The sequence below is a fragment of the Candidatus Limnocylindrales bacterium genome (assembly GCA_035626395.1).
Classification (GTDB): domain Bacteria; phylum Desulfobacterota; class Binatia; order UBA1149; family CAITLU01; genus DASPNH01.
In genome coordinates this window covers 756,322-778,584 of record DASPNR010000042.1, presented here as the reverse complement: position 1 = coordinate 778,584, position 22,263 = coordinate 756,322, and the positions used below count along the sequence as shown (strand labels likewise).

Below are 22,263 nucleotides of genomic sequence, written 5' to 3'. Positions count from 1 at the left end.
CGCTGCCCCGCGCGGCACGCGCGCCGTCAGCGGAAGAATTCCCCGATGCGCTCGAAGACCGCATGGCCGGCGCCGTGACGGCGCACCTCGAGCACGTCCTCGAGCTTGGCCACCTGTTTCATCATCTGCTCCAGACGCGCGTCCTCGGCCACGCGCAGCCAGATGCGGCTGCGCGTCCCGTCCCCGATGGGCATGACGAGGATGCCGTCGACGTTGTACGCGCGGCGCGAGAACAGGCCGACGACGTGCGACATCACTCCCGGATGATTGCACACCTCGACCTCGAGCACGGCATGCGCGGGCGCGGTCCTGCGAGCATCGGCGTCGGTCATCTCCATGGCAGTGCTCATCTTCATCCTCCGATCATCTCGTGGTTGGGAGCGCCGGGTGCCACCATCGGCAACACCTGCTGCTCCTGGTCGATGCTGGCGTGGATCAGCACGGGCCCCGGCATCAGCAACGCGCGGCAAAGCGCGGCGTGGGCATCGATCTCCTCGTCCAGATCGACGGCATCGATGCCGAAGCCGCGAGCCAGGGCGGGGAAGTCGGGCTTGTGCGCGTACTTCGATGCAAACGACCGCTTGCCGTAGAACAGCGTCTGCTGCTGATGCACCAGTCCCAGCGCCGCATTGTCCAGCAGCACGATCTTGACGTTCGCCTGCTGCTCGGCCGCGGTGGCCAGCTCCTGCACGTTCATCAGCAGGCTGCCGTCACCGGTGAAGCACACCACGCGCCGCTGCGGCTCGGCCAGCGCGGCGCCGATGGCGGCCGGGAGGCCGAATCCCATCGTGCCCAAACCGCCGGATGTCAGCCACTGGCGCGAGCGCCGCAGCGGATAGGCCTGCGCCGTCCACATCTGGTGCTGTCCGACGTCGGTGACGATCGTTGCCTCGTCGTCCAGACACGCCGCCACGGCCGCGATGAGGCCGTAGTGCGTGCGGATGTCGTCGGCGCCGGGCGTGCGCAGCGGATGCGCACGCTTCAGCTCATCGACGCGCTGCAGCCAGCCGCCGCGCCGCTGCATGCGCACCTGCGGCAGCAGCAGCTCGAGCACGCGCCCGACGTCGCCGGTCATGCCCACGTGTGCCGCCTTGATCTTGCCGAGCTCGGAGGGATCGATGTCGATGTGGATGATGCGGGCACGCGAGCAGAAGGCGGCCGCCTTGCCGGTGGCGCGGTCGTCGAAGCGGGCCCCGACCGCGATCAGCAGATCGCATTCTTCCAAAGCCAGGTTGGTGCAGCGCGCGCCGTGCATGCCCAGCATTCCCAGCGACAGCCGGTGATCGGTCGCCATCGCGCCGAGCGCCATCAGCGTCATGACCGTGGGCAGCCCCGCCTTTTCCGCCAGGGCCACGCACGCGCTCGCGGCGCCCGAGTGCACGACGCCGCCGCCGAGGTAGAGCATCGGGCGACTGGCCTCGTTGATCATCTGCGCGGCGAGCGCGATGCGGTCGCGCTCGGGCTCGGGCGGCCATTCGCGCAGTCCCGGCGCCGGCCACGGACCGACCTCGACCAGCTCGTTCTGCACGTCCTTGGGAATGTCGATCAACACCGGCCCCGGGCGTCCCGAGGCCGCAATGCGAAACGCACGCGGGATCACGTCGAGGAGCTCGGCAGCGCGGCCGATCAGGAAGTTGTGCTTGGTGATGGGAACGCTCAGGCCGTAGGTGTCGACTTCCTGAAACGCATCGGTGCCGATCATCGCACGCGGCACCTGCGCGGTGATGGCGACCAGAGGTATGGAGTCCATTCGCGCATCCGCCACCGCCGTCACCAGGTTGGTCGCACCGGGCCCTGAGGAGGCCATGCACACGGCCGGGAGTCCGGTCACCCGCGCCATGCCCTGCGCGATGAAGCCGGCGCCCTGCTCGTGACGAGCCAGAACGTGGCGGATGCGGCCGGACTGCGACAGCGCGTCGTAGATCGGCAAGATCGCGCCGCCCGGAATGCCCGCAACGATGCGCACGCCCTGCCGTTCGAGCAGGCGCACGAGGATCTGGGCACCGGTGAAGGTTGTGGCGGACTGGCTCATGGAGTCGCTCCTTGTCATGCCGCAGTGCAGACGGCGGAGGCCCCAGAAGCAGGAAACCCCCGCCGGCTGCACCGGCGAGGGTTTCGGAAAGGTCGTGTTGCTCGATCAGGCTACGACAGGGTTCCGGAACGCGACGGTGCGTCGGCTGGTACGGCTGGTACGCCTACTACCGAGACGAGCGTCGCGAGCGCGAAGCTGGCGGTGGCCAGAGAAGTGCGGATGTCCGTGTCCATTTCCATCGAGAGCACCAGCGACGCCAATACAACGAACGCCGCCACCAACGCAATCGCTGACGCACTCCTCCCGCGAGAATGTCGTTCGGCACGACGGTACGTGCGGGCCGAGCGCGTCACCGTGGTGCCGGGGCGGTCATCTCCTCCCTCATGGCATGGTGCCGACAGCAGCTCCGACGGCGGCCGTCGCTGCCATCGCCATGGCTCCCCAGAACGTGACGCGGCCGGCGCCGGTGGCGATGCTGGCGCCGCCCGCACGGGCAGCCATCGCCCCGAGCAAGGCAAGCGAGATCAGCGAGCCGCCCGCGACAACGGGCACGAGCGCAGCGTCGGTGCTGAGCCAGGTAAGAAGCAGCGGCAGCGCTGCGCCGAGCGCGAACGTGGTGGCCGAGGCGATCGCCGCTTGGACGGGCCTGGCCGCATGAATCTCGGTAAGCCCCAGCTCATCGCGCGCATGCGCCGAGAGCGCGTCCTTCTCCATCAGCTGCACCGCCACGTCGCGTGCAAGGGCCGGCTCCACGCCGCGGTCGACGTAGATGGCCGCCAGCTCGCGTCGCTCGGCAGCGACATCGGCTTCCAGCTCGCGCCGCTCGCGCTCCAGATCCGCAGCCTCCGCGTCCGCCTGTGAGCTGACCGAAACGTACTCACCGGCCGCCATCGACATCGCGCCGGCCACCAATCCCGCCAGCCCCGCCACCAGCACGGCGTCGCGATCGAGATCCGCGCTGACGACACCGACGACGAGGCTGGCGGTGGAGACGATGCCGTCGTTGGCGCCGAGGACGGCGGCGCGCAGCCATGCAATCCTCTCGTTGTAGTGCCGCTCCCGGTGCCTGCGATGAGCCACACGTCCAGGCTACACCGCCTTTGCAGTCGAAGCGTGCAGCGGCCCTGGCCGAGCCGTCGCGGCCGAAGGCGGTGCGGCCCCCACGCGGGTAAAACGGCGCGCGCGGCTCACGAACGCATTTACAACGCCGCCGCGCTCGGCGAGAAGGCTTGCTGCCATGGCGCGGCTGCATCGGCACGAGCCGGCCGGCAAGGAGGGTCCATGAAACATCCGCTGGCGCTGGCCACGATGCTCGGGGTGGCCATGATCCACGGCTCCGCGTTCGCCCAGGAGCAATCGAAGGACCAACAGCAGTGCATCAATGCCATGAACAAGGGCATGGCCAAGGTGGCCCGCGCCTACAACAAGGCGTTCTCCAAGTGCGTCACGGCCCGCGCGAGCGGTGAGCCGCAAGACATCTTCGCGTGTGCCGGCAACGATGCGAAGCTCGTCAGCGCGCAGGGGAAGAACCTGGACCAGCAGGACAAGCATTGCGCGCAGACGCCCGACTTCGGCTTCACCAGCGCCGGCAACGTCAACAGCCGCACCGAGTTCGAGGCCGCCAACTTCGCCGGGGACGTGTTCGGCTCCAACAGCGGCGTGACCCTGTGCGGCACCGACGCGGCCGGCTGCAAGTGCCAGGCGAAGGTCTTCAAGAGCGCGACCAGGCTCTACAAGGCGCACCTGAAAGCGTTCAACAAATGCAAGAAGCAGGGCCTGAAGGACAGCGGCGCGGCATTCGACGATGCCGCCGATGTGGCCACCTGCGTCAGTCAGGATCGCAAGAGCAAGCTTGCGAAGAGCGCCGGCAAGATCGGCACGACCGTCGAGAAGAAGTGCGGCGGCGTGGCGACGCCGTTCTCGGAAGGCTCCTGCGATGGCCTGACGGGCGGCCCGCTTGCCGACTGTCTGCAGGCGCAGGTCCGCTGCCACGTCTGCCTGACCGAGACGATCGGCGACAATCTCAGCTTCGACTGCGACACCTTCGATGACGGCAACGGAAAGAACGGCTCCTGCTTCGACAAATCGTAGCTCCGCCGTTCGGGTGTGGCCGCACGGCCGCCTTCAATGCGTCTCGATGCTTTCGTAGTACCGCGCCACATCCCGCGCCTGACGTATCGTCAGGCGGGAGGCAACCGGCCGCATGAGCCGCACGAAGCGTGATCCCCCGCGGCGGTCGCTTTGGAGCAACTCGAGTTGGGCGACGAGATAGCGGGCGTGCTGTCCCGCCAGCCTCGGGTACGCTGGATTGGACCGCCGGCCCTGCGGCTCATGGCACTCCGAGCATGCCGGCACGCGCTCGCGGGCGATGCCCTGCTCGGCGATGCGCCGCCCGCGCTCGATCGAGCGACGAAAACGACTCCGCACGTCGCGCCCGGAACCCGCGCCCGGCCTGGCGGGCAGCGACGCATAGTGCCTGGCCAACTGCTCGATCTGCGCGGCGTTCAACGCCGCGGCGACCGGCTCCATGATCCCGCTGCTGCGTTCGTTGCGAGCGTAGGCGACAAGGGCATTGCGCAGATAACGCTCGCGCTGTGCGGCGATGCTGGGCACCAGGTTGCTGCGGCCGGCGCCGTCGTCTCCGTGACAGTGCGCGCAGCTGGCGACGATTGCCTGCACCTCACGAACCGCCGGCGGCTGCACGCCCGCTGCAGCGTCATCGAGCGGGACGGTAGCATCCGCCTGCGCAGTCACGCCCGCCGCCGACGCAGCGTTCTGTACCAACGACCCCTCTTCCCGCTCGGCCAGCGCAAGGCGCCGGTATTCGTCCATGCTCATCCCCGGGAACGCGAGCAGGAATGACACCACGGCCCACACCTCGTCGTCACGTTCGGGCGCCGGCCATGCCGGCATGCCGGTGAATTTCACGCCATGCATGACGATGTAGAACAGCTCGCGCGGCTTCCAGTGCGAGAGCGTGGGCGGCAGGAGCGGCGGCGCCGGCGTCATGCGTTGCGGGATGCGCGGCATCTCCGTCTCGGGCAGGCCGTGGCATGGACGGCAGCCGAGCTCGTAGTGCGACGCGCCGAGCATGATGAGCGCGGGATCGTCGAGCCGGGGTGGCTCGGCGACGGCGAGGCTGTGCGTGGCCACCGACCGCTGCATCGCGAAATGCAGGAACAGGTCCGTCACCTTCCAATGGCCCGAGCTCGCCTTCACCGGCACGATGCCGGAAGCGACGACGACCAGCACCAGGACGGCGAGAAACGATGCCAACAAGCCGACACGGATCAGAGCGCGGCGAGGGCGGACCCGAAACGTCGCCGCGCGCAGCAACGATCGCACGCGTGCGCTCACGACAAAGCCTCGCCTTCCCGCCGCCGCGCGCGCAGCAGCTCGGACATCAGCCAAAGGCCGCCGCCGGTGTAGGTCAGGCCGCCGACCAGCAGCATGAACGCGCCGCCGAGGTGCTGATCCTCCAGCGCGCTCAGGCCGAAAGCGGAGCCGTGATGGGCGAAGAGAGGACGCGGCGACAGTGCCAACAGTGCACCGAGCAGCGTCATGTGCATCGAGGTCAGCAGCAGCGCGGCCACTCCCGCCGCGCCCTGCGCCGCCCGGTGCACGCGGCCGCCGCCAAGGACAGCCAGCCATAGCAGCAGGCCCGAGAGCAGAAACGTCGTCTGCTCGAGCACGAAGGCGGTGCCGTCGTGACGTGCCGCATGGTGCAGCGCCGGCATGTGCCAGGCCCACACGACCACCAGCTCCACCAGCGAGACGGGCAGCGGCGGAAACAGATGCGGCCAGCGCGCGACGGGATCGGCTCGCGTGCCCGCAACCGACATCGCCAGCAGCGGCGCAGCCGCGGCCACGACGAGCATGTGCACCGCCATGTGCGCGAAGAACGCGCGCTGCGCCAGCTGCGGCAGCGGGCCCATCCAGCACGTGGCCAGCACGGCGCACGCGGCCGCAAGTGTCGCACGTTTCACCGGCAACCCTCGTTGGGCAGTGCAGCGCATGGCGCCGCAGGAGCAGCACGCTTCATCGGCAATCCTCGAAGGCCAGCGCGGCCATCGCCGTGAAGACCGTGGCCAGGGCCGACAGGCCCGTCAGCAGAACGGTGGCCAGGCCGAGGAATCGATGGCGATCCTCGGCCCGGTCGTACTCGTGAGTCCCGCCGGTACCACCAAAGAGGTGGCGCTGATAGCCGCGCCATCCGATGAGGGCCATGGCGAGCAGCGCGATCATCGTGAAAGCCATGATGGCCAGACGCGCTCCACCAAGACCGCCCGCGCCGGCCTTCGCACACCAGACCGCCGCCGTGCCGTAGCTGGCAAGGAAGTGCACGCCCCACAGGGACGGAGAGGCGACGACCTGCCAGAGGCTCTGCCGGCTCTCATGGAGCAGATCGGCGTCGTCGGCGTTCATGCAATCAGCGGAGAGAGGCCGACGGTGGCCACCGTCAAGGCGACCGTGGCCGCAACGAAGTGCCAGTAGAGAGCCACGTTGTGGATGTCGATGTCGAAGCGAGCGGTCATGCGCCCCGCCAATCGCCTCGCGATGCAATACGAGTTCATCAGGACGCCGAGCGCCAGCTGCAGCACCGTCCAGCCCACCAGCGACCATACGATGGCAGGATAGACGTGCGCGGCCGGATCGAGTCCGGCGCGCCACGGGCCGGCAAGGAGCACGCCACCGGCGGCGAAGGCGCTGGCAATGGAGCCGGCCATCGCGCCGTAGAAGGCGGCGGCGACGTCACGCCCGTTGCAGTAGCGCGCCGCCAGCGTCAGCGCCCATGACAGCAGTGCCAGCGCTCCACCGGCAACGCAGGCGGCCGCAAGCGTGGCGGCGCCCTGGCGCGGCGGGAAATCCTCGTGAATCGTCCAGAAGAAGAAGTACGCGAACACGAGGGAGACGAATGCTGCCGAGATGCCGAGCATCGTGATCAGCATCGCCCACCACCCAACCGACTCCGACCCCGATGCATACAGCGGCAGCGTCAGCCCGAGCCCCACATCCTTGTGCGCCTTTTCGGGAATGTCGGCCGTTCCCGTCCACAGCCACACCAGGATGACGGCCGTTGCCGCTACGCCGCTGGCCAGCGCCGCCCACCACAGGTGGAAGGTCGAGAAGATGAAGATGCCGCCCGTCAGCACTGCCGCCCACAGCGTCAGGAACGTGGGTCCCGGCAGGCGCAGGCACTGCGCAGGCGCGGCGTCGATGACGCTGGTCACCAGCGTCTCGCGCCGCCCCTCCTCGGCGTCGGGCAGATAGAAGCGGCCCTCGTCGACGTCGCGCTCGAAGTCCGGCTGGTCCCACAGCGGATATCGGCTGTCGATCTCGGGAATGGACCGGATGCCCCACTTCGTGTCGGCCATCTCGGTCAGCCATTCCAACGTGCCGGCCTTCCAGGGATTGCGTTCGCTGGGCGGCGCATTCCTCTTCGGCCGGAACACATCGACGACGAACACGGCGATTCCGCTGGCCAGGATGAAGGCGCCGATGGTCGACACCAGGTTCAGCCATTCCAGGCCCAGTCCTTCCGGATACGTGTACACGCGGCGAGGCATCCCCAGCAGACCGCTCCAGTGCATCGGCAGGAACGCCACATTGAAACCCGCCAGCATCAGCCAGAAGGCGACGCGTCCCGCACGCTCGGACAGCTTTCGCTCCTTGACCAGCGGGAAGAAGTAGTAGAAGCCCGCCACCACCGGGAAGATGCTGCCGCCGATCAGCACGTAGTGCAGGTGGCCGACTACGAAGAACGTGTCGTGCGCCTGAAAGTCGAACGGCGCCAGCGCCACCATCACGCCCGTCAGCCCGCCGATGATGAACGTTGAGAGCCCGCCGAGCGTGAACAGCACCGGCACCGAGACCGTCATGCGCCCGGCCAGCATCGTGGCCAGGAAACAGAAGATCTGCAGGCCCGTCGGCAGCGCCACCGCCTGCGATGCCGCCGAGAACATGCCGAGCGAGATTCCCGGCAGGCCGGTGGTGAACATGTGGTGCACCCACAACCCGAAGCTCAGAAAGCCCGTGCCGACGGCGGCCAGAACCACGTAGCTGTAACCGACGATCGGGATGCGCGCGAAGGTCGGCACGATCATCGCGACGATCGCGATCGACGGCAGGAAGATGATGTAGACCTCGGGGTGGCCGAAGATCCAGAACAGGTGCTGCCACAGGAGCGGGTCGCCGCCGCGTCGTGGATCGAAGAAGGGCCAACCGAAGGCGCGCTCGAGCTCGAGCAGCAGGCTGCCGGCGATCAGCGGCGGGAACGCGAACAGCACCATCACCGCCGCCACCAGCAGATACCATGAGTAGAGCGGAATGAGGTTGATCCGCATGCCCGGCGGCCGGCACTTGAGAATTCCCACGATGAGCTCGACGGCCGCCGCGATCGCCGCAACCTCGATGAACGAGAGGCCCAGAAGCCAGATGTCGGGGCCGATGCCGCGGTCGTAGCCGGAAGTCAGCGGCGGATACATGAACCAGCCGCCGCTGGGCGCGGCGCCGAAGAAGATCGAGCCGCAGAAGAAGACGCCGCCGATGACGAAGCTCCAGAAGCCGAAGGCCGACAGGCGCGGGAACGGCAGGTCGCGTGCGCCCAGCATCTGCGGCAGCACCATGATCGAGAATGCCTCGAAGATCGGCACCGCGAACAGGAACATCATGATCGAGCCGTGCAGGGTGAAGAGCTGGTTATAGGTCTGCGCCGAAAGAAAGGTGTTGTTGGGCAGCGCCAGCTGCACGCGCATCAGCAGCGCCAGCACGCCCGCGAACAGGAAGAACAGGAACGCCGCGGTCGTGTACCAGAAGCCCACGTCCTGGTTGTTGACTGCCGACCAGTAGCGCCAGCCGGCCGGAAGCTTCCATGCCTGCGCGAGTCGCTCCTCCTGGGCGCGCCGCACTTCGGGCGGCGGGGCCTGGCGCAGCGGGGAGGGATCGTGCTCGTCGGTCTTCACCGAAGGCCTTCCAGATAGGCGGCCAGCGCGTCGAGCTCCCGTTCGTCGAGCATGTCGAAGGCCGGCATGTGGACGCCGGGCTTGAGCGACTCGCTGCGTGCGATCCATTGCTTCAGCGCGGCGCGGCGATCGGGGACGCGGTGCAGCGCGCCGGTGTGACTCGCATGCGAAATCGTGCCGGCCGCGAGAACGCGGCGGCTGGCCACGTGCGTCAGGTCGGGACCGACCTGTCCGCGCGCGGGCGTGCCTCGAACCGTGTGGCAGGCACCGCAGCCGTAGAGGTGAAACAGGTCGCCGCCGCGAGCGGCTGCATCACCGCCGGTCGCTGCAGTACCGGCGCCGCCGCGAGCGGCTGCTCCAGCGTCACCATGGTCCGCTGCTGCGACCTCGCCGCCGGCGCCATCATGCGGACCCGCTGCCGGTCGCGCCTGCGCGGCCAGCCACGCATCGAACTGCTCGCGCGGCACGACGTGCACGTCGAGCGCCATCAGCGCGTGCGAAGCCCCGCAGTACTCGGCGCAGACGCCGCGATAGACGCCGGAGCGCGACGGGCCCAGACGCATCCGTGTGGTGCGGCCGGGAATCATGTCGGTTTTGCCGCCGAGCGAAGGGATCCAGAGCGAGTGGATCACGTCGGCTGCACGGAGCTCGAGCTCGACGTGCTCACCCGCCGGCAAGCGAAGCTCGTTCGCCAGCTCGATGTGCGTGTGCCCCGATGGATAGCGCACGCGCCACCACCACTGCTCGCCGGTGACCTCGATGCGAACGCTGCCCGGTGGCGCGGCAGCCAGAAGGTCCGGAAGCAGCGCCAGGCCATAGGTGAGCAGCGTTGTCAGCACGAGGGCGGGAAAGACGATGCCGCCGCCGATGATCAGCAGCCGCGCCTGATGCTCATCGCGCAGGCGGCGGCGTCCGTGGATCGAGTACAGGAGAAGCGCCGTCACGGCTGCCCAGATCGCCGCGGCACCCCAGGCCATCCATCGGAAGAGGTGCGCGATCTGCTCGGCGCCCTGCCCCATGGGTGCGAGGGCGGATTGCAGGTCCACCCTTCACGCGTAGGTCGCCTCGGCGCGGCGAGCAAGACTTGCCGCCGCGGTATGGGCGCAATCGGTCGTCGGCGCCGGGAAATCATGCGCCGGGAGCGGCATGCCGCGAGCAGGTGCGCTGTTGGCGATGGTGCGCCGAGTGAGGGACCGCTCGCATTGACAATGAGCACGGCGAGCCGATCGTGATTCGACGTCACCGACACTCGCGCCGCCGCTGCGCGGCCGAGGCAGGGAGGAGCACATCGTGCGCATCGTCATCACCGGAGCAACCGGGAACTTCGGCACCAGCCTCGTCTCCGCCCTCGCATCCGATCCGCAGTTCTCGAGCATCGTCGGTATCGCGCGCCGGCTGCCGGCGTGGCGGCCTGACAAGACGTCGTGGGTTCAGGCCGACGTGGCCGCCGATGACCTGGCGCCGCACTTCTGCGGTGCCGACGCAGTCGTGCACCTGGCGTGGCTCATCCAGCCCTCGCATCGTGAGGACATCCTTCGGCGCACCAACATCGACGGCAGCGCGCGCGTGATGGAGGCCGTGGCGAAAGCCGGCGTGCAAACGCTCGTGCACGCTTCATCGGTCGGCACGTACAGCCCCGGTCCCAAAAACCGGCCGGTCGAAGAGAGCTGGCCGAGCGAAGGAATCGCCACCTCGCCGTACTCGCGCCACAAGGCGGCCGTCGAGCGCATGCTCGACGTGTTCGAAGCGGCCAATGCGCACGTGCGTGTCGTGCGCCTGCGGCCGGGCCTCATCTTCCAACGCGAGGCGGCCTCCGGCATCCGCCGCCTCTTCCTAGGCCCTTTCTTCCCGAACGTGCTGCTGCGTCCAGGCCTGGTGCCGGTGGTGCCGGACGTTGCCACGCTGCGTTTCCAGGCCGTGCACTCCATCGATGTCGCCGAAGCTGCCCGCCTGGCGCTGCTTCGGCCGGTGCGCGGCGCCTTCAACGTCGCCGCCGAGCCGGTGCTGGACGGACCGGCGCTCGCCGCGGTGCTGTCGGCGCGGCCCATTCGCATGCCCGAGGCTCCGCTTCGCATGGCCGCGTCGGCGACCTGGCGTCTCCACCTTCAGCCCTCGGACGTCGGCTGGGTGGACCTGGCGATGCGGGTGCCGATCATGAGCACGGCGCGCGCTCGCGACGAGCTGGGATGGGCGCCGCGTTTCACGGCCATCGATGCGCTGCGCGAGCTGCTGGCGGGACTGCGCGACGGAGCGGGATTTGCCACGCCGCCGCTGGAGCCGGGCGGCAAGGGGCCGCTGCGGCTGTGGGAGATCACGACGGGAGTGGGGAGCCGGGAGGCGGCGTGAGGCGCGGGATGCGCCCGCCGTCATGGCGGCGGGCCCTCAGAACTCGAACGCCAGCCCGCTCTCTCCGCCCTTGATCGTGACGCTGCCGCCCCTGGCCAGACGCCCGAACAGGATCTCGTGGGACAGCTTGTGCGAGATTTCGTTCTCGATCAGGCGCCGCATCGGGCGCGCCCCGAACTTCTCGTCGTAGCCCTTCCTGGCCAGCCACGCGCGCGCGCTCGGATCCAGCACCAGGTCGATGCCGCGCGGCTTCAGGCGCGCCTCCAGCTCGGCCACCATCTTCTCGACGATCTGCTCGGCGATGTCCATGCCGAGCGCGCGGAACTGCACGATGGCCGTCAGGCGGTTGCGGAACTCGGGATTGAACGCCGTCTCGATGGCCTTGCTGCTCTTGCCGGTGAAGTCGGCCTTCGACTCGAATCCGATCGAGTTGGCCATGCTTTCGCGCGCGCCGGTGTTGGTCGTCATGATCAGGATCACGTTGCGGAAGTCGGTCTTGCGGCCGTTGTTATCCGTCAGCGTGGCGTAATCCATGATCTGCAGCAGGATGTTGTCGATGTCCTGGTGCGCCTTCTCGATCTCGTCCAGCAGCAGCACGGCGTGCGGCGTCCGATGGATCGCCTCGGTCAGCTGGCCGCCCTGGTCGAAGCCGACGTAGCCCGGCGGCGAGCCGATCAGGCGCGAGACCGAGTGCTTCTCCATGTACTCGGACATGTCGAAGCGCACGAAGGCGATGTCGAGCGCGGCCGCCAGCTGTTTGGCCAGCTCGGTCTTGCCGACACCCGTAGGCCCTGCGAACAGGAAGCTGCCAATGGGCTTGTCGGGCTCGCCGAGGCCCGCGCGCGAAAGCTGGATCGCGTTGACGACCTGCTCGACAGCCTGCTCCTGACCGTAGATGAGAAGCTTCAGGTCGCGCGCCAGCGTCTCCAGGCGCCTCTTGTCGTCGACCTTGACGCTGCGCGTGGGCACCTTGGCGATGCGCGAGACGACATTCTCGATGTCGCGCGTCGTCACGCGCGGCCGCTTCTTTTCGGCGCCGTCGTCGGCGCCGGCCGCCGCGGCGACGTCGATCTCGAGCGCCGCATCGACCGACACCGGCGCCTTGTTCGCGCGCAGCTTCACCTCGGCGCCGGCCTCGTCCATGACGTCGATGGCCTTGTCGGGCAGGAAGCGGTCGTTGATGTGCTTGGCCGACAGGTCCACCGAAGCCTTGATCGATCCGGGCGTGTAGCTGACGCCGTGGAAGTCCTCGTAGCGGCCCTGCAGGCCCTTGAGGATGTCGATGGACTCATCGTGTGAGGGCTCGCCCACGTCCACCTTCTGGAAGCGGCGCGAAAGCGCATGGTCCTTCTCGAAGATCTGCCGGTACTCCTTGTACGTGGTCGTGCCGATGCACTTGATGTCGCCGCTGGCCAGCGCCGGCTTGAGCATGTTGGAAGCGTCCATCGCGCCGCCCGAGACCGCGCCCGCGCCGATGATGTTGTGGATCTCGTCGACGAACAGGATGCGGTGGTCGCGGTCGGCCTGGATCGCGTCGATGACGGCCTTGAGCCGCTCCTCGAAGTCGCCGCGATAGCGCGTGCCGGCCAGCAGGGCGCCCATGTCGAGCGCGTAGATCGTCACGTCCTTCAGATACTCGGGCACCTCGCCCTTGTGAATCTTCAGGGCGAGACCTTCGACGATGGCCGTCTTGCCCACGCCGGCATCGCCGACGAACACGGGGTTGTTCTTCCGCCGGCGCGCAAGGATGTGGATCGTGCGCGCGAGCTCGGGGCTGCGGCCGATCAGCGGATCGAGCCGGCCCTCGGCGGCCTTGGCGTTGAGGTTGGTGCAGAACGCCTCGAGCGGATCGGAAACGGGACCGGAGCCGCCCTCGCCTTCCTCATCGCTGCCGGACGCGCCGCCTTCGAAGGGAAGACCGCGAGGTGCCACGCGTGAAACCTTGTGGGAGATGTAGCGGACGACGTCCAGCCGCGAGACGCCCTGTTTCTTGAGGAAGTAGGCCGCGTGCGACTCGTCGTCGCGGAACAGCGCGGCCAGCACGTTGCCGCCGTCGATCTGCGACTTGCCCGAGGACTGCACGTGCGAGGCGGCAAGCTGCAGCACGAACTGGCAGCCGATGGTGTAGCTGGGATCGGGAGTGCCGCCGTCGGGTCCGGCCACGTGCGGCGGGTACGAGGGCATGTGCTCCTCGAGGAAGCGGTCGACCTCCCGGCGCAGGCCGTCCAGGTCGGCGCCGCAGTGGACGAGGATGTCGGCTGCCACGGCATCGGAGGTGAGCGCGAAGAGAAGGTGCTCGGGTGCCACGAACTCGTGCCGGCCGGCCTTGGCCCGGTCCACCGCGCGTTGCAGGGTCTTTTCCAGTTCCTCCGAAATCAGCATCGTCTCGTATTCTCGTTGCTCAGGCCGCGGCCTGCCGCGCCCATCGGACCTTCAATTCCCGTCAGTTCTCGGACGGACGGCCGTCGCGAATCATCGAATCCCCTTCCCGTCAGCTTTCCACGGCTTCGATGGTGCATGCCAGAGGGTGTTCGTGCTTGCGCGCCATCTGCTCGACCTGGACCGCCTTGGTGCGGGCGACGTCGTGCGTGAAGATCCCGGCCACTCCGCGGCCTTCGTGGTGCACCTGGAGCATCAGGCGCGTCGCCTCCGCGTGGTCCTTGTAGAAGACCATCTGGAGGATCCAGACGACGAACTCCATGGGGGTGTAGTCGTCGTTGAGGAGCACGACGGCATACATGGGCGGCCGCTTCAGCCGCGTCTTCTCTCGGCTGAGGACCTGGCCCTCGTCGCGGCGCACGGGTACCTGCTGATCGGCCATCCTGGGTGGATTGTAGTCTCGAAGGGTCCTCGGTCAACGCGGCGGGTGCCGACCAACTCATCCCTCGCACCTCCTTGCACGCGCAACGCCGGCCGCACGGAATTTTTCGACGGCGCCTTCCTTCCGCGCGCCGCATCTCGCGATCTGCGCACGCCAAAGCAGGCGCCGGCCGGCGCCACTGCGCGCTGGGGCGGCCGGAGCGGTCACTTCGAGCGTTCGCTCTTGACGGGCGAGACCCGGTTGTAGCGCTCGATCACCTCCCCCTCGTACTCGCGCTCGTGTTCGAGGAAGTTGGCGATGGCGCGGAAACCGCCGGGATGGGCCATCCAGTGGGCGCTGTAGGTTGGACGCGCCACGAAACCGCGAAGGAACTTGTGCTCGCCCTGCGCGCCCGCCTCCACCAGCTCGATGCCGCGCTCGATGGCGTACTCGATGAGCTGCCAGTAGCAGCACTCGAAGTGCAGCGAGGGATAATGGCCGATGGTTCCCCAGTAGCGGCCAAAGAGCGCGTTCCTGCCTCGCACGTTGAAGGTGCCGCCGACGTAGCGGCGCCCGTCGTGCGCCAGCACCAGCACCAGGTTCTTGCGGAACGTGGTCGCCAGCGTCTCGAACGTCTCGCGCACCAGGTACGGCTGCGACCATTTGCGCTCAGCGGTCCCCAGGTAGAACCGCCACACGGCTGCCACGTGCTCGGGCGTGACGGCGTCGCCTTCGATCAGCGTCACCTTCAGGCCCTGCTCGGCAACCTCGGCGCGCTCGCGCAGGACCTGCTTGCGCTTCTTGGAGCGCAGGTCGGCCAGGTAGTCGTCGAAGGTGCGGTAGCCGCGGTTGAACCAGTGGTACTGGTGCGTGATGCGCGAGAGGAAGCCGCGAGAGACCAGGAAGTCGTGCTCGTGCCGGCGCGGGAAGAGCACGTGAACGCCCGAGAGTTCGAGCGCCTCGGCCGCGCGTGGAAGAGCATCGACCATGACGGCGGCAACGGCATCGAAGCTGCGGTCGGGCGCCACCAGCAGCCGCGAACCCGTCACCGGGGTGAAAGGCACCGACGCAACCGCCTTGGGATAGTAGCGCATGCCGGCGCGCGCATAGGCCTCGGCCCAGCCGAAGTCGAAAATGTACTCGCCGTAGGAATCGTTTCGCACGTACAGCGGCATCGCACCGATCAGGCGCTTGCCGTCCCACACCGTCAGATGGCGCGGCTGCCACGTGGTGCACTGGCCCACGACGCCGGAAGTCTCGAGCGCGTGCAGGAACTCGTATTCGAGGAACGGATCGTCGGGGCCGACCAGCGCGTTCCACTCGGCGGCATCGACGCCGTCGAGGGAGGGCAGCAGCTCGACTCGCGCTTCGTCAGACATGGCGACCGGCGAAGTCGACGAGGGCGGCGCTGACTTCCTTCGGACGCTCCTGCTGAATCCAGTGGCCGCAGCCGTCGAGCACGATCGACTGCTCCAGATGCCGGACCCGTGTGCGCATGCGCGCGAGCAATCCGCCGGTGGAGGCGAGAACAGGATCGATCGCGCCGGCCATGAACAGCGCGGGAACCTCCACGTCGGCACCGCGGCGATCGCCGAGGCGCTGCCAGCCGATGTCGAAGGCGCGATACCAGGAGAGAGGTCCGCCGAAGCCGCTGCGCTCGAACGCCCGCACGTAGACGTCGAGGTCTTCCTCCGCGAGCCACGACGGCATGCGCGCCGGAATGCCTTCGAGGAAACGCGACCGCGTGCCGGCAACGAACGGCGCGCCGGCCTGCGCCCCCTCCCCGCTGCTGGCCCAGAACACGGCAAGCAGAGTTCGGCGTACGTCGGCCTCCAGCTCTTTCTCGGCCACCCCCGGCTCCTGGAAGTAGAGGATGTAGTGGAAGTCCTGCCCCGTCCGCTCCCGCAGGATCTCCATCGGCGGCCGCGCCCCGGTCAGGAACGTCGGATAACCGACCGACAGGCAGGCAACGGCGCGAAACAGCTCAGGCCGAAGGACGGCGGCATGCCACGCCAGCAGCGCGCCGAAGTCGTGCCCCACCAGCAGCGCGCTGGTGTGACCGAGCGCCTGAACCAGGGCCACCAGGTCCTCGCTCAGCGCGACCGCGTCGCAATCGTGCGGCGCCGTCGGTCCGACGGTGTCGCCGTAGCCGCGAAGGTCGGGCGCAACGGCGCGAAAGCCGGCGGCCGCCAGCGCCGGCAGCTGGTGCCGCCACGACCACGAGCATTCCGGGAACCCGTGACACAGCAGAACCAGCGGCCCGCGACCCTGCTCGATCCATCGCAGGTCGAGGTCGCGCACGCGCGCGCCACCGCGCCGCAGCTCGCCGCTCGTGCTCACCAGGCCTTCCTATACGGGTTTGGTCCGAGCGTCGATTTCCCGTAGATCGCCGTCCGTGTCGCAGGCGCATCGGGACGAGCTGCTCTTTCCATTCGGCGACGGCGGCTGCTTCGGCTGCTCGCGCAGCAACGAGGCAGGCCTGCACCTGCGGTTCTTCCGTGACGGCGACCGGGTGCGCACCACGTACCGTATTCCCGACAAGTTCCACGGCGCGCCGGGCATCGCCCATGGCGGTATCGTGGCCACGATCCTGGACGAACTCTCGTGCGCGGCCGCCGTCTTCCTCGAGAACGTGCGTGTGGTCACCGGCGAGCTGAACGTCCGTTACGAGCAGCCCTGCCCTGTCGAGCAGGATCTGGAGGTTCGTGCGTTCGTCGCCTCGCGCCAGCATCCTCGCTACCTCGTCATCGAGGCCGAGATCTTGCGCGAGGGCCGGCGGCTGGTGCGCTCGAGCGGCAAGTTCTTCTCACGGCCCATCGAGGAGCCGGCGCCCTAGGCGCGGCCTGGTTTGCGCACCCGGAGGCCCGCTCGGCGACGCGAAGAATCCGCACGCGCCCCCTTTTTTCCGCCTTTCCCATGCGTGTGCACCGGGATACAAAGTCCGGCGTTGCCGGCAGCGGGGAACTGCCGATCCCGTACATCGAAGCTTGGGGGAACCAATGAAAGCCATTCGTCTCGTTGCGTTGACCGCCGCCATGCTGGTCGCGGCTGCAGGAACGGCACCCGCGGATCAGCAGGACAAGGCGCAGCAGGCCTGCCTGAACAAGATCGTGAAGTCGGCACGCAAGATCAGCGGCGCCGTCTTGAAGGATGCCTCGGCCTGCATTCGCCGCGCAGCCAAGGACGCGTTGCCCGACGGCGTCACGGCGCAGGACTGCCTCTCGGCCGATCTCAAGGGCAAGGTGCAGAAGGCAGCGGCCAAGATCGCGTCGGCGATAGCCACGTCATGCCCGACCGATCCGGATTTCGGCTACACCGACGCCGCGACGGTCGAGGACGGCTACGTGACCGAAAATCTCGGTCTGATGTACGATGCGTTCGAAGAGGACCTCGACGCCACCCTGGCCGCCAGCTCGGGCGCAGATCCCCAGGGCAAGTGCTCCTCCACCATCACCGGCGCCTGGCGCAAGCTGCACGATGCCATGCACAAGGAAGTCGAGCGCTGCCTGAAGATCGGGCTCAAGGACGGCACCGTCGTCGATGCGGCCAGCATGGAAGGGTGCCTGGACTCCATCACCACCGACGCGCAGGGGCGCGTGCTCAAGGCGGCCGGAACCGTGCAGGCGCTGCTGTCGGTGAAGTGCCCCGCCGGAGATCTGGCCGGCATCTACCCCGGCCTTTCCGGCATCTGCGGCGTCTACGGCGACGACACGGACGCGGCCGGCCTCGCCAGCTGCAGCATCGAGCGCCTGGAATGCCGCGTCTGCCGCATCTTCGATGCCGCCTATGCGCTGGACCGCGACTGCGACCTGTTCGACGACGCGCTTGCCAACGGAAGCTGTCCCGACTGCGGCAACACCGTCATCGATGCCGGCGAAGGCTGCGATGACGGCAACGAGATCAGCGGCGACGGCTGCACGTCCGCGTGCGTCGACGAGTTCTGCGGCGACGGTACGATCAACGACAACGGTGCCGAGGAGTGCGACGACGGGCTCGGCAACAGCAACACCACGCCCGATGCCTGCCGCGAGAACTGCACCGAGCCGATCTGCGGGGATGGCGTCACCGACACCGGCGAGGAATGCGACGACGGCAACATGGACGAGGACGACGGCTGCACCACCGCCTGCACGTCCTGCGGCAACGGCTCAACTTCGGGCCCGGAGGCCTGCGACGACGGCAACAATGACAACGGCGACTGCTGCGCCGCCGACTGCACGTTCGAAGCGGCCGGCAGCTCCTGCACCGATGCTCCCGACGGCGTGTGCACCTCACCCCAGTGCAATGGCGCGGGCGTGTGCGCCGAGGCGCCCGACAATCAGGGCGGCGCGTGCGACGACGGCGACGAGTGCTCCAGCGCCTCGGCCTGCAACCTCGGCAACTGCACCGCCACCTCCTACGTCGTCACCGGCGTGGCCTGCCGCTGGCTGGCCGTCGGCAATCCCGGCACCGACAACGACAAGCGCATCGACGTCAACAACGGCGTCCAGAGCACCGGCGACTGGTGCGGCAACTTCGGCGTCTTCGGCCAGAACTCGGTTACCGACGGCGACATCGTCACCACGCGCGGCGACAATACGACGCCCGGCACCGAGTTCGACTCCTTCGCCAACGTCGACGGCGGCGACATCGTCACCAACAACGCCCGCGTCAGCGGCGTTGCCGGCGCATCCCTGCCCGGCGTCGGCTTCAGCTCGATCGGCCCCGGACAGCAGGTCAACAAGACGCCTTCACCGACGTTCTACGACACCACGGGCGACGACGTGCGTGTCGATGAATGCATCGACGCGCAGACGGCCATCTCCACGAGCACGGCGGGGCTGCTCAATGCCCAGGCCGCGACGCAGAATCTCGGCGCGACCTTCACGGGCATCACCGGCGGATCGACCAAGACGATCACGGCGACGAACCCCGGCGGTCTCAACGTCATCGATCTGGACAACATCACCGGCGGAAACAACGTCACGATCAATCTGGACGGCGGCGGCAGCGCCAACACCGTCATGATCCTGCGCATCGCTACTTCGCTGAACTCGGACCAGAACTGGATCTGGAATCTGCAGAACGGCCTGACGGCCGATCACCTGCTGATCTACAGCAAGGGCACGGGCAACGCGCGCTGCGAGATCGGCGAGGACAACACCGGCGGCGGCACGCTCTTCTGCCCGAATGGCCGCATCGTCCTCAAGATCGGCACCGACTGGGACGGCGCGCTGTTCGGCGGCGGAAGCTCGGTGACGTCGATCGAGCTCGGCGACAATGTCGTGCTGACGCACAACCGATTCACCGGGCTGTGATCGAGGCGCTGGGGCACCTTCGCACCGCCGCGAAGGTGCCCGGCGGGTTACTTCTTGAGCTCGCGGTAGGACCGCCCCGGCTCAGCCGTCGAGGAGGTGGGAAGCTTGCGCGCCTGCCAGCCGGCGCAGGTGACCTGGCCGCCGGCGTCGGTCTCGCCGCCAAACCCGCCGCGCATGTCGACGACGTTGGTGTAGCCGGATTCGGCCAGCATCTGCGCCGCCTTGGCCGAGCGGCCCCCGCTCTTGCAGCCCACGACGAGGCGGGCATCGGGCGGGAACGTATTCCTGACCTCGACCACGAAGGCCGGGTTCGGACGCAGCCCCTGGCCCGGCACCATGTCCAGGAGCGGGATGTTGAAGGCGCCGGCCGGATGGCCCTGCTCGAACTCGGGTACCGAGCGCACGTCCAGGTAGGTCCAGCCGTCGTTCATGAGGCGTGCGGCCTCGTCGGGTTCCACTCGCTTGATCGCCATGGGCGGAAGCTAGTCGCGGCCTGGACCGGTGGCAACACGGCGGATGCGGGCTAGGATCGCTCCAGGCGATGGGACGAGCACAGGAGCCAGGTCCGTCACGGCACGAGGACGGCGTGCGTCTGGACAAGTGGCTGTGGGCGGCGCGGTTCTTCAAGTCGCGCTCCCTCGCCAGCGAGGCCGTGGCCGGCGGGCACGTGCACGTCGGCGGAGTCAGAGCGAAGGCCGCGCGACCTGTCCGGATAGGCGAGGAAATCGTCGTAACTACTGGCCGGGTCGAGCGAACTGTGATTGTCCTGGCGCTCTCCGACGTCCGCCGTGGTGCTCCGGAGGCGGCCCTGCTCTACGAGGAGACGCCGGCGAGCAAGGAGAAGCGCGAGAGGCTGGCAGCCGAGCTCAAATCCGAGAAGGCCGCCTTCCAACCCGGCATGGGCCGCCCCGGCAAACGGGATCGGCGCGCGCTGGCCAGGTTGCGGGGGCGCTGAGGGCCTTTGGGGACCGCCGATTAATTTCGCCCTGTTGAGAATATTCAAGAGACCGCGCCGTCAGAGGCCTTGAGGAAACGGAAATGGCCGATACGACCGCCAAGCTTTTCGAGCCGGATGCCCTCATGCCGGAGCAGTTCTTCGCCAATCTCGGCCGCGACGCCGGCGGCTCCAATGAGCGGGGGCTGATGCTGGCCATCCTCCGGGATGCCGTCGAGTGCTACCAGAAGTACGCCCTTTCGCGCGATCCGCGCGGACGCGACCTCCACGACGAGGCTGCGGAGTGGATCTTCTCGGGCGACCGCGAATGGCCCTTCTCCTTCGAGAACATCTGTGACGTGCTCGGCGTCAGCGCCGACTATATCCGCACGGGCCTGGCGCCCCTGCGGCAGACTGCGGCGCGCCGGGTCCGCAAGGCCCCGCGCATCGTCGAGCTGAGCGAGCGCCGCCGCGACGAGGATGTCGATCTGGATGAGCTCGACGAGGAGCCGATGAGCAAGGCCGGCTGACGCCGGCTGCCAGAGTCTCGGCACGTGCCGCAACACGCGGCACAATCTCCTCCTGCCGAAAGCGAGGGCGATGCAGCGATGCATCGCCTTCGTTTTGTAGGCGTCGGCCCCTCGGACACCGGCGCAGGACATCTCGAGTCCGACCTGTACCCACACCAGTTGCCGCCCACCCCATTCGCCGCTAGGTTGCCGCGCGATGAAAATCGGGGTGCCTCAAGAAATCCGCGAGGGCGAGCGCCGCGTCGCCCTCGTTCCTGACAGTATCAAGCGCCTCTCGGCCAAGGGCGTCGAGTTCCTGGTCGAATCCGACGCCGGCGCCTCCGCCGGCTTCTCGGACGAGGAGTATCAGGCGGCCGGCGCGCGCATCGTCCACACGCGAGTGGCGCTATTCTCCGAGGCCGACGCGATCGTGCAGGTCAACGTGCCTACGGCGGAGACGGTGGCGGCCATCCGGCAGGGCGCAGCCATCGTCAGCCTGCTCTTCCCGCTCGTGCAGCACGACCTGGTTCGCAGCCTGCGCGACAGGGGCGTCACAGCCATCTCGCTCGACCGCATCCCGCGCACCACGCTGGCCCAGGCCATGGATGTCCTCAGCTCGCAGGCCACCGTGGCCGGCTACCGCTCGGTCATCCTGGCCGCTCAGCACCTGCCCAAGCTCTTCCCGCTTCTGATGACGGCGGCCGGCCGCATCGAGCCTGCGCGAGTGGTCATCCTCGGCGCCGGCGTGGCCGGGCTGATAGCCATCGGCATCGCGCGGCGCCTCGGCGCCGTGGTCGAGGCCTACGACGTGCGCGCCGTCGTCAAGGAGCAGGTCGAAAGCCTCGGCGCCACCTTCATCGACGTCGGCATCCAGGCCGACGCTCAGACCGCCGGCGGCTACGCCAAGGAGGTCGGCGAGGAGTTCCAGCGGCGCGCCAACGAGGTCATCGCGAAACACCTGGAAAAGGCCGACGTCTGCATCACGACGGCGTTGATTCCTGGGCGGCCGGCGCCGCGCCTGGTCACCTCCGATATGGCTCGGCGCATGCGGCCGGGCTCGGTCATCATCGATCTTGCCGCCGAGCAGGGCGGCAATTGCGAGCTGACCAGGCCCGGCGAGATCGTCGAGGAAAACGGCATCAAGATCATCGGTCCGACCAACCTTCCGAGCGACGCCGCCCGCGACGCCAGCTCGATGTTCTCGCGCAACGTCGAGAAGCTGCTGCTGTACATGCTCAAGGACGGGCAGCTCCAGTACGACTTCGATAAGGAGATCGTTCGCGGCTGCGTGGTCACGCACGAAGGCAGGATCGCGGACAGCCAGGTCGCCGAGGCCGTCGGCGCCTAGGCGCCGCTGCCGCCGCGCGTCTTTTCAAGGAGCAC

At 68.2% G+C, this 22,263-nt stretch carries 21 protein-coding genes; 7 read left to right on the top strand and 14 right to left on the bottom strand.

The window, feature by feature from the left end:
- Positions 1 to 26: 26 nt before the first annotated feature.
- The 4 genes from ilvN to VEC57_18955 all read right to left on the bottom strand — a co-directional run bounded on the left by ilvN (position 27) and on the right by VEC57_18955 (position 3,112).
- Positions 27 to 350 carry an acetolactate synthase small subunit gene (ilvN, locus tag VEC57_18970; protein ID HYC01224.1) on the bottom strand — a complete coding sequence of 108 codons (324 nt, stop codon included), beginning with the start codon at positions 348 to 350 and terminating at the stop codon, positions 27 to 29.
- A gap of 2 nt (positions 351 to 352) precedes the next feature.
- A complete protein-coding gene (gene ilvB / locus VEC57_18965; GenBank protein HYC01223.1) occupies positions 353 to 2,032 on the bottom strand; it encodes an acetolactate synthase large subunit in 1,680 nt (559 codons plus the stop codon).
- 110 nt (positions 2,033 to 2,142) lie between these two features.
- On the bottom strand, positions 2,143 to 2,310 hold the full coding sequence (locus VEC57_18960; GenBank protein HYC01222.1) for a hypothetical protein: 168 nt from the start codon (positions 2,308 to 2,310) through the stop codon (positions 2,143 to 2,145).
- 103 nt (positions 2,311 to 2,413) lie between these two features.
- Positions 2,414 to 3,112: a VIT family protein gene (locus VEC57_18955; protein HYC01221.1), complete on the bottom strand. Its 699-nt coding sequence runs from the start codon at positions 3,110 to 3,112 to the stop codon at positions 2,414 to 2,416.
- A 201-nt stretch (positions 3,113 to 3,313) separates the two neighbouring features.
- Between VEC57_18955 and VEC57_18950 the strand changes: the two genes are divergently transcribed.
- The gene (locus tag VEC57_18950; protein HYC01220.1) at positions 3,314 to 4,123 is read left to right on the top strand and encodes a hypothetical protein; all 810 of its coding nucleotides are present in this window, start codon (positions 3,314 to 3,316) and stop codon (positions 4,121 to 4,123) included.
- Positions 4,124 to 4,156: 33 nt separating this feature from the next.
- Here the strand turns inward: VEC57_18950 and VEC57_18945 are convergent, their stop codons facing one another.
- The 5 genes from VEC57_18945 to coxB form a co-directional block, all read right to left on the bottom strand.
- Positions 4,157 to 5,308: a c-type cytochrome gene (locus VEC57_18945; protein HYC01219.1), complete on the bottom strand. Its 1,152-nt coding sequence runs from the start codon at positions 5,306 to 5,308 to the stop codon at positions 4,157 to 4,159.
- Between the two features lie 77 nt (positions 5,309 to 5,385).
- On the bottom strand, positions 5,386 to 6,048 hold the full coding sequence (locus VEC57_18940; GenBank protein HYC01218.1) for a cytochrome c oxidase assembly protein: 663 nt from the start codon (positions 6,046 to 6,048) through the stop codon (positions 5,386 to 5,388).
- A 22-nt stretch (positions 6,049 to 6,070) separates the two neighbouring features.
- Positions 6,071 to 6,457, bottom strand: coding sequence for a hypothetical protein (locus VEC57_18935; GenBank protein ID HYC01217.1), 387 nt, complete (start codon positions 6,455 to 6,457; stop codon positions 6,071 to 6,073).
- Positions 6,454 to 8,994 carry a cytochrome c oxidase subunit I gene (gene ctaD / locus VEC57_18930; protein HYC01216.1) on the bottom strand — a complete coding sequence of 847 codons (2,541 nt, stop codon included), beginning with the start codon at positions 8,992 to 8,994 and terminating at the stop codon, positions 6,454 to 6,456. Before ctaD ends, VEC57_18935 begins: the two co-directional genes overlap by 4 nt.
- Entirely contained in the window at positions 8,991 to 10,040 is a 1,050-nt protein-coding gene (coxB, locus tag VEC57_18925; protein ID HYC01215.1) for a cytochrome c oxidase subunit II, read from the bottom strand. Before coxB ends, ctaD begins: the two co-directional genes overlap by 4 nt.
- A gap of 244 nt (positions 10,041 to 10,284) precedes the next feature.
- Here coxB and VEC57_18920 point away from each other — a divergent pair, with 244 nt between their 5' ends.
- Positions 10,285 to 11,340 carry an NAD-dependent epimerase/dehydratase family protein gene (locus VEC57_18920; protein ID HYC01214.1) on the top strand — a complete coding sequence of 352 codons (1,056 nt, stop codon included), beginning with the start codon at positions 10,285 to 10,287 and terminating at the stop codon, positions 11,338 to 11,340.
- Positions 11,341 to 11,376: 36 nt separating this feature from the next.
- On the opposite strand, the gene clpA is transcribed toward VEC57_18920, so the two are convergent.
- The 4 genes from clpA to VEC57_18900 form a co-directional block, all read right to left on the bottom strand.
- Positions 11,377 to 13,722, bottom strand: coding sequence for an ATP-dependent Clp protease ATP-binding subunit ClpA (clpA, locus tag VEC57_18915; GenBank protein ID HYC01213.1), 2,346 nt, complete (start codon positions 13,720 to 13,722; stop codon positions 11,377 to 11,379).
- Positions 13,723 to 13,831: 109 nt separating this feature from the next.
- On the bottom strand, positions 13,832 to 14,161 hold the full coding sequence (gene clpS, locus VEC57_18910) for an ATP-dependent Clp protease adapter ClpS (protein HYC01212.1): 330 nt from the start codon (positions 14,159 to 14,161) through the stop codon (positions 13,832 to 13,834).
- Positions 14,162 to 14,364: 203 nt separating this feature from the next.
- Positions 14,365 to 15,519 (bottom strand): GNAT family N-acetyltransferase, encoded by a 1,155-nt coding sequence (locus VEC57_18905; GenBank protein ID HYC01211.1) that lies wholly within the window; start codon positions 15,517 to 15,519, stop codon positions 14,365 to 14,367.
- Positions 15,512 to 16,480 carry an alpha/beta hydrolase gene (locus tag VEC57_18900; protein ID HYC01210.1) on the bottom strand — a complete coding sequence of 323 codons (969 nt, stop codon included), beginning with the start codon at positions 16,478 to 16,480 and terminating at the stop codon, positions 15,512 to 15,514. The genes VEC57_18905 and VEC57_18900 overlap by 8 nt, the downstream gene beginning before the upstream one ends.
- A 55-nt stretch (positions 16,481 to 16,535) precedes the next feature.
- On the opposite strand from VEC57_18900, the gene VEC57_18895 reads away from it, so the two are divergent.
- The gene (locus tag VEC57_18895; protein HYC01209.1) at positions 16,536 to 16,976 is read left to right on the top strand and encodes a PaaI family thioesterase; all 441 of its coding nucleotides are present in this window, start codon (positions 16,536 to 16,538) and stop codon (positions 16,974 to 16,976) included.
- A 163-nt stretch (positions 16,977 to 17,139) separates the two neighbouring features.
- A complete protein-coding gene (locus VEC57_18890) occupies positions 17,140 to 19,437 on the top strand; it encodes a DUF4215 domain-containing protein (protein ID HYC01208.1) in 2,298 nt (765 codons plus the stop codon).
- 47 nt (positions 19,438 to 19,484) lie between these two features.
- On the opposite strand, the gene VEC57_18885 is transcribed toward VEC57_18890, so the two are convergent.
- The gene (locus VEC57_18885; GenBank protein HYC01207.1) at positions 19,485 to 19,910 is read right to left on the bottom strand and encodes a rhodanese-like domain-containing protein; all 426 of its coding nucleotides are present in this window, start codon (positions 19,908 to 19,910) and stop codon (positions 19,485 to 19,487) included.
- Positions 19,911 to 20,023: 113 nt separating this feature from the next.
- On the opposite strand from VEC57_18885, the gene VEC57_18880 reads away from it, so the two are divergent.
- The 3 genes from VEC57_18880 to VEC57_18870 all read left to right on the top strand — a co-directional run bounded on the left by VEC57_18880 (position 20,024) and on the right by VEC57_18870 (position 22,228).
- Complete coding sequence (locus tag VEC57_18880) at positions 20,024 to 20,392, top strand: RNA-binding S4 domain-containing protein (protein HYC01206.1); 369 nt, start codon at positions 20,024 to 20,026, stop codon at positions 20,390 to 20,392.
- Between the two features lie 83 nt (positions 20,393 to 20,475).
- Positions 20,476 to 20,901 carry a hypothetical protein gene (locus VEC57_18875; GenBank protein ID HYC01205.1) on the top strand — a complete coding sequence of 142 codons (426 nt, stop codon included), beginning with the start codon at positions 20,476 to 20,478 and terminating at the stop codon, positions 20,899 to 20,901.
- A gap of 208 nt (positions 20,902 to 21,109) precedes the next feature.
- Positions 21,110 to 22,228: a Re/Si-specific NAD(P)(+) transhydrogenase subunit alpha gene (locus VEC57_18870; GenBank protein ID HYC01204.1), complete on the top strand. Its 1,119-nt coding sequence runs from the start codon at positions 21,110 to 21,112 to the stop codon at positions 22,226 to 22,228.
- Positions 22,229 to 22,263: the final 35 nt, after the last annotated feature.

What these genes read in the sequence shown, in the direction of transcription:
- ilvB (HYC01223.1), bottom strand. Translation starts at nt 2,032, where the DNA reads ATGAGCCAGTCCGCCACAACCTTCACCGGTGCCCAGATCCTCGTGCGC.
- VEC57_18890 (HYC01208.1), top strand. Translation starts at nt 17,140, where the DNA reads ATGAAAGCCATTCGTCTCGTTGCGTTGACCGCCGCCATGCTGGTCGCG.
- VEC57_18875 (HYC01205.1), top strand. Translation starts at nt 20,476, where the DNA reads ATGGCCGATACGACCGCCAAGCTTTTCGAGCCGGATGCCCTCATGCCG.
- VEC57_18905 (HYC01211.1), bottom strand. Translation starts at nt 15,519, where the DNA reads ATGTCTGACGAAGCGCGAGTCGAGCTGCTGCCCTCCCTCGACGGCGTC.
- VEC57_18940 (HYC01218.1), bottom strand. Translation starts at nt 6,048, where the DNA reads ATGCGCTGCACTGCCCAACGAGGGTTGCCGGTGAAACGTGCGACACTT.
- clpA (HYC01213.1), bottom strand. Translation starts at nt 13,722, where the DNA reads ATGCTGATTTCGGAGGAACTGGAAAAGACCCTGCAACGCGCGGTGGAC.
- clpS (HYC01212.1), bottom strand. Translation starts at nt 14,161, where the DNA reads ATGGCCGATCAGCAGGTACCCGTGCGCCGCGACGAGGGCCAGGTCCTC.
- VEC57_18885 (HYC01207.1), bottom strand. Translation starts at nt 19,910, where the DNA reads ATGGCGATCAAGCGAGTGGAACCCGACGAGGCCGCACGCCTCATGAAC.
- VEC57_18950 (HYC01220.1), top strand. Translation starts at nt 3,314, where the DNA reads ATGAAACATCCGCTGGCGCTGGCCACGATGCTCGGGGTGGCCATGATC.
- ilvN (HYC01224.1), bottom strand. Translation starts at nt 350, where the DNA reads ATGAGCACTGCCATGGAGATGACCGACGCCGATGCTCGCAGGACCGCG.
- VEC57_18935 (HYC01217.1), bottom strand. Translation starts at nt 6,457, where the DNA reads ATGAACGCCGACGACGCCGATCTGCTCCATGAGAGCCGGCAGAGCCTC.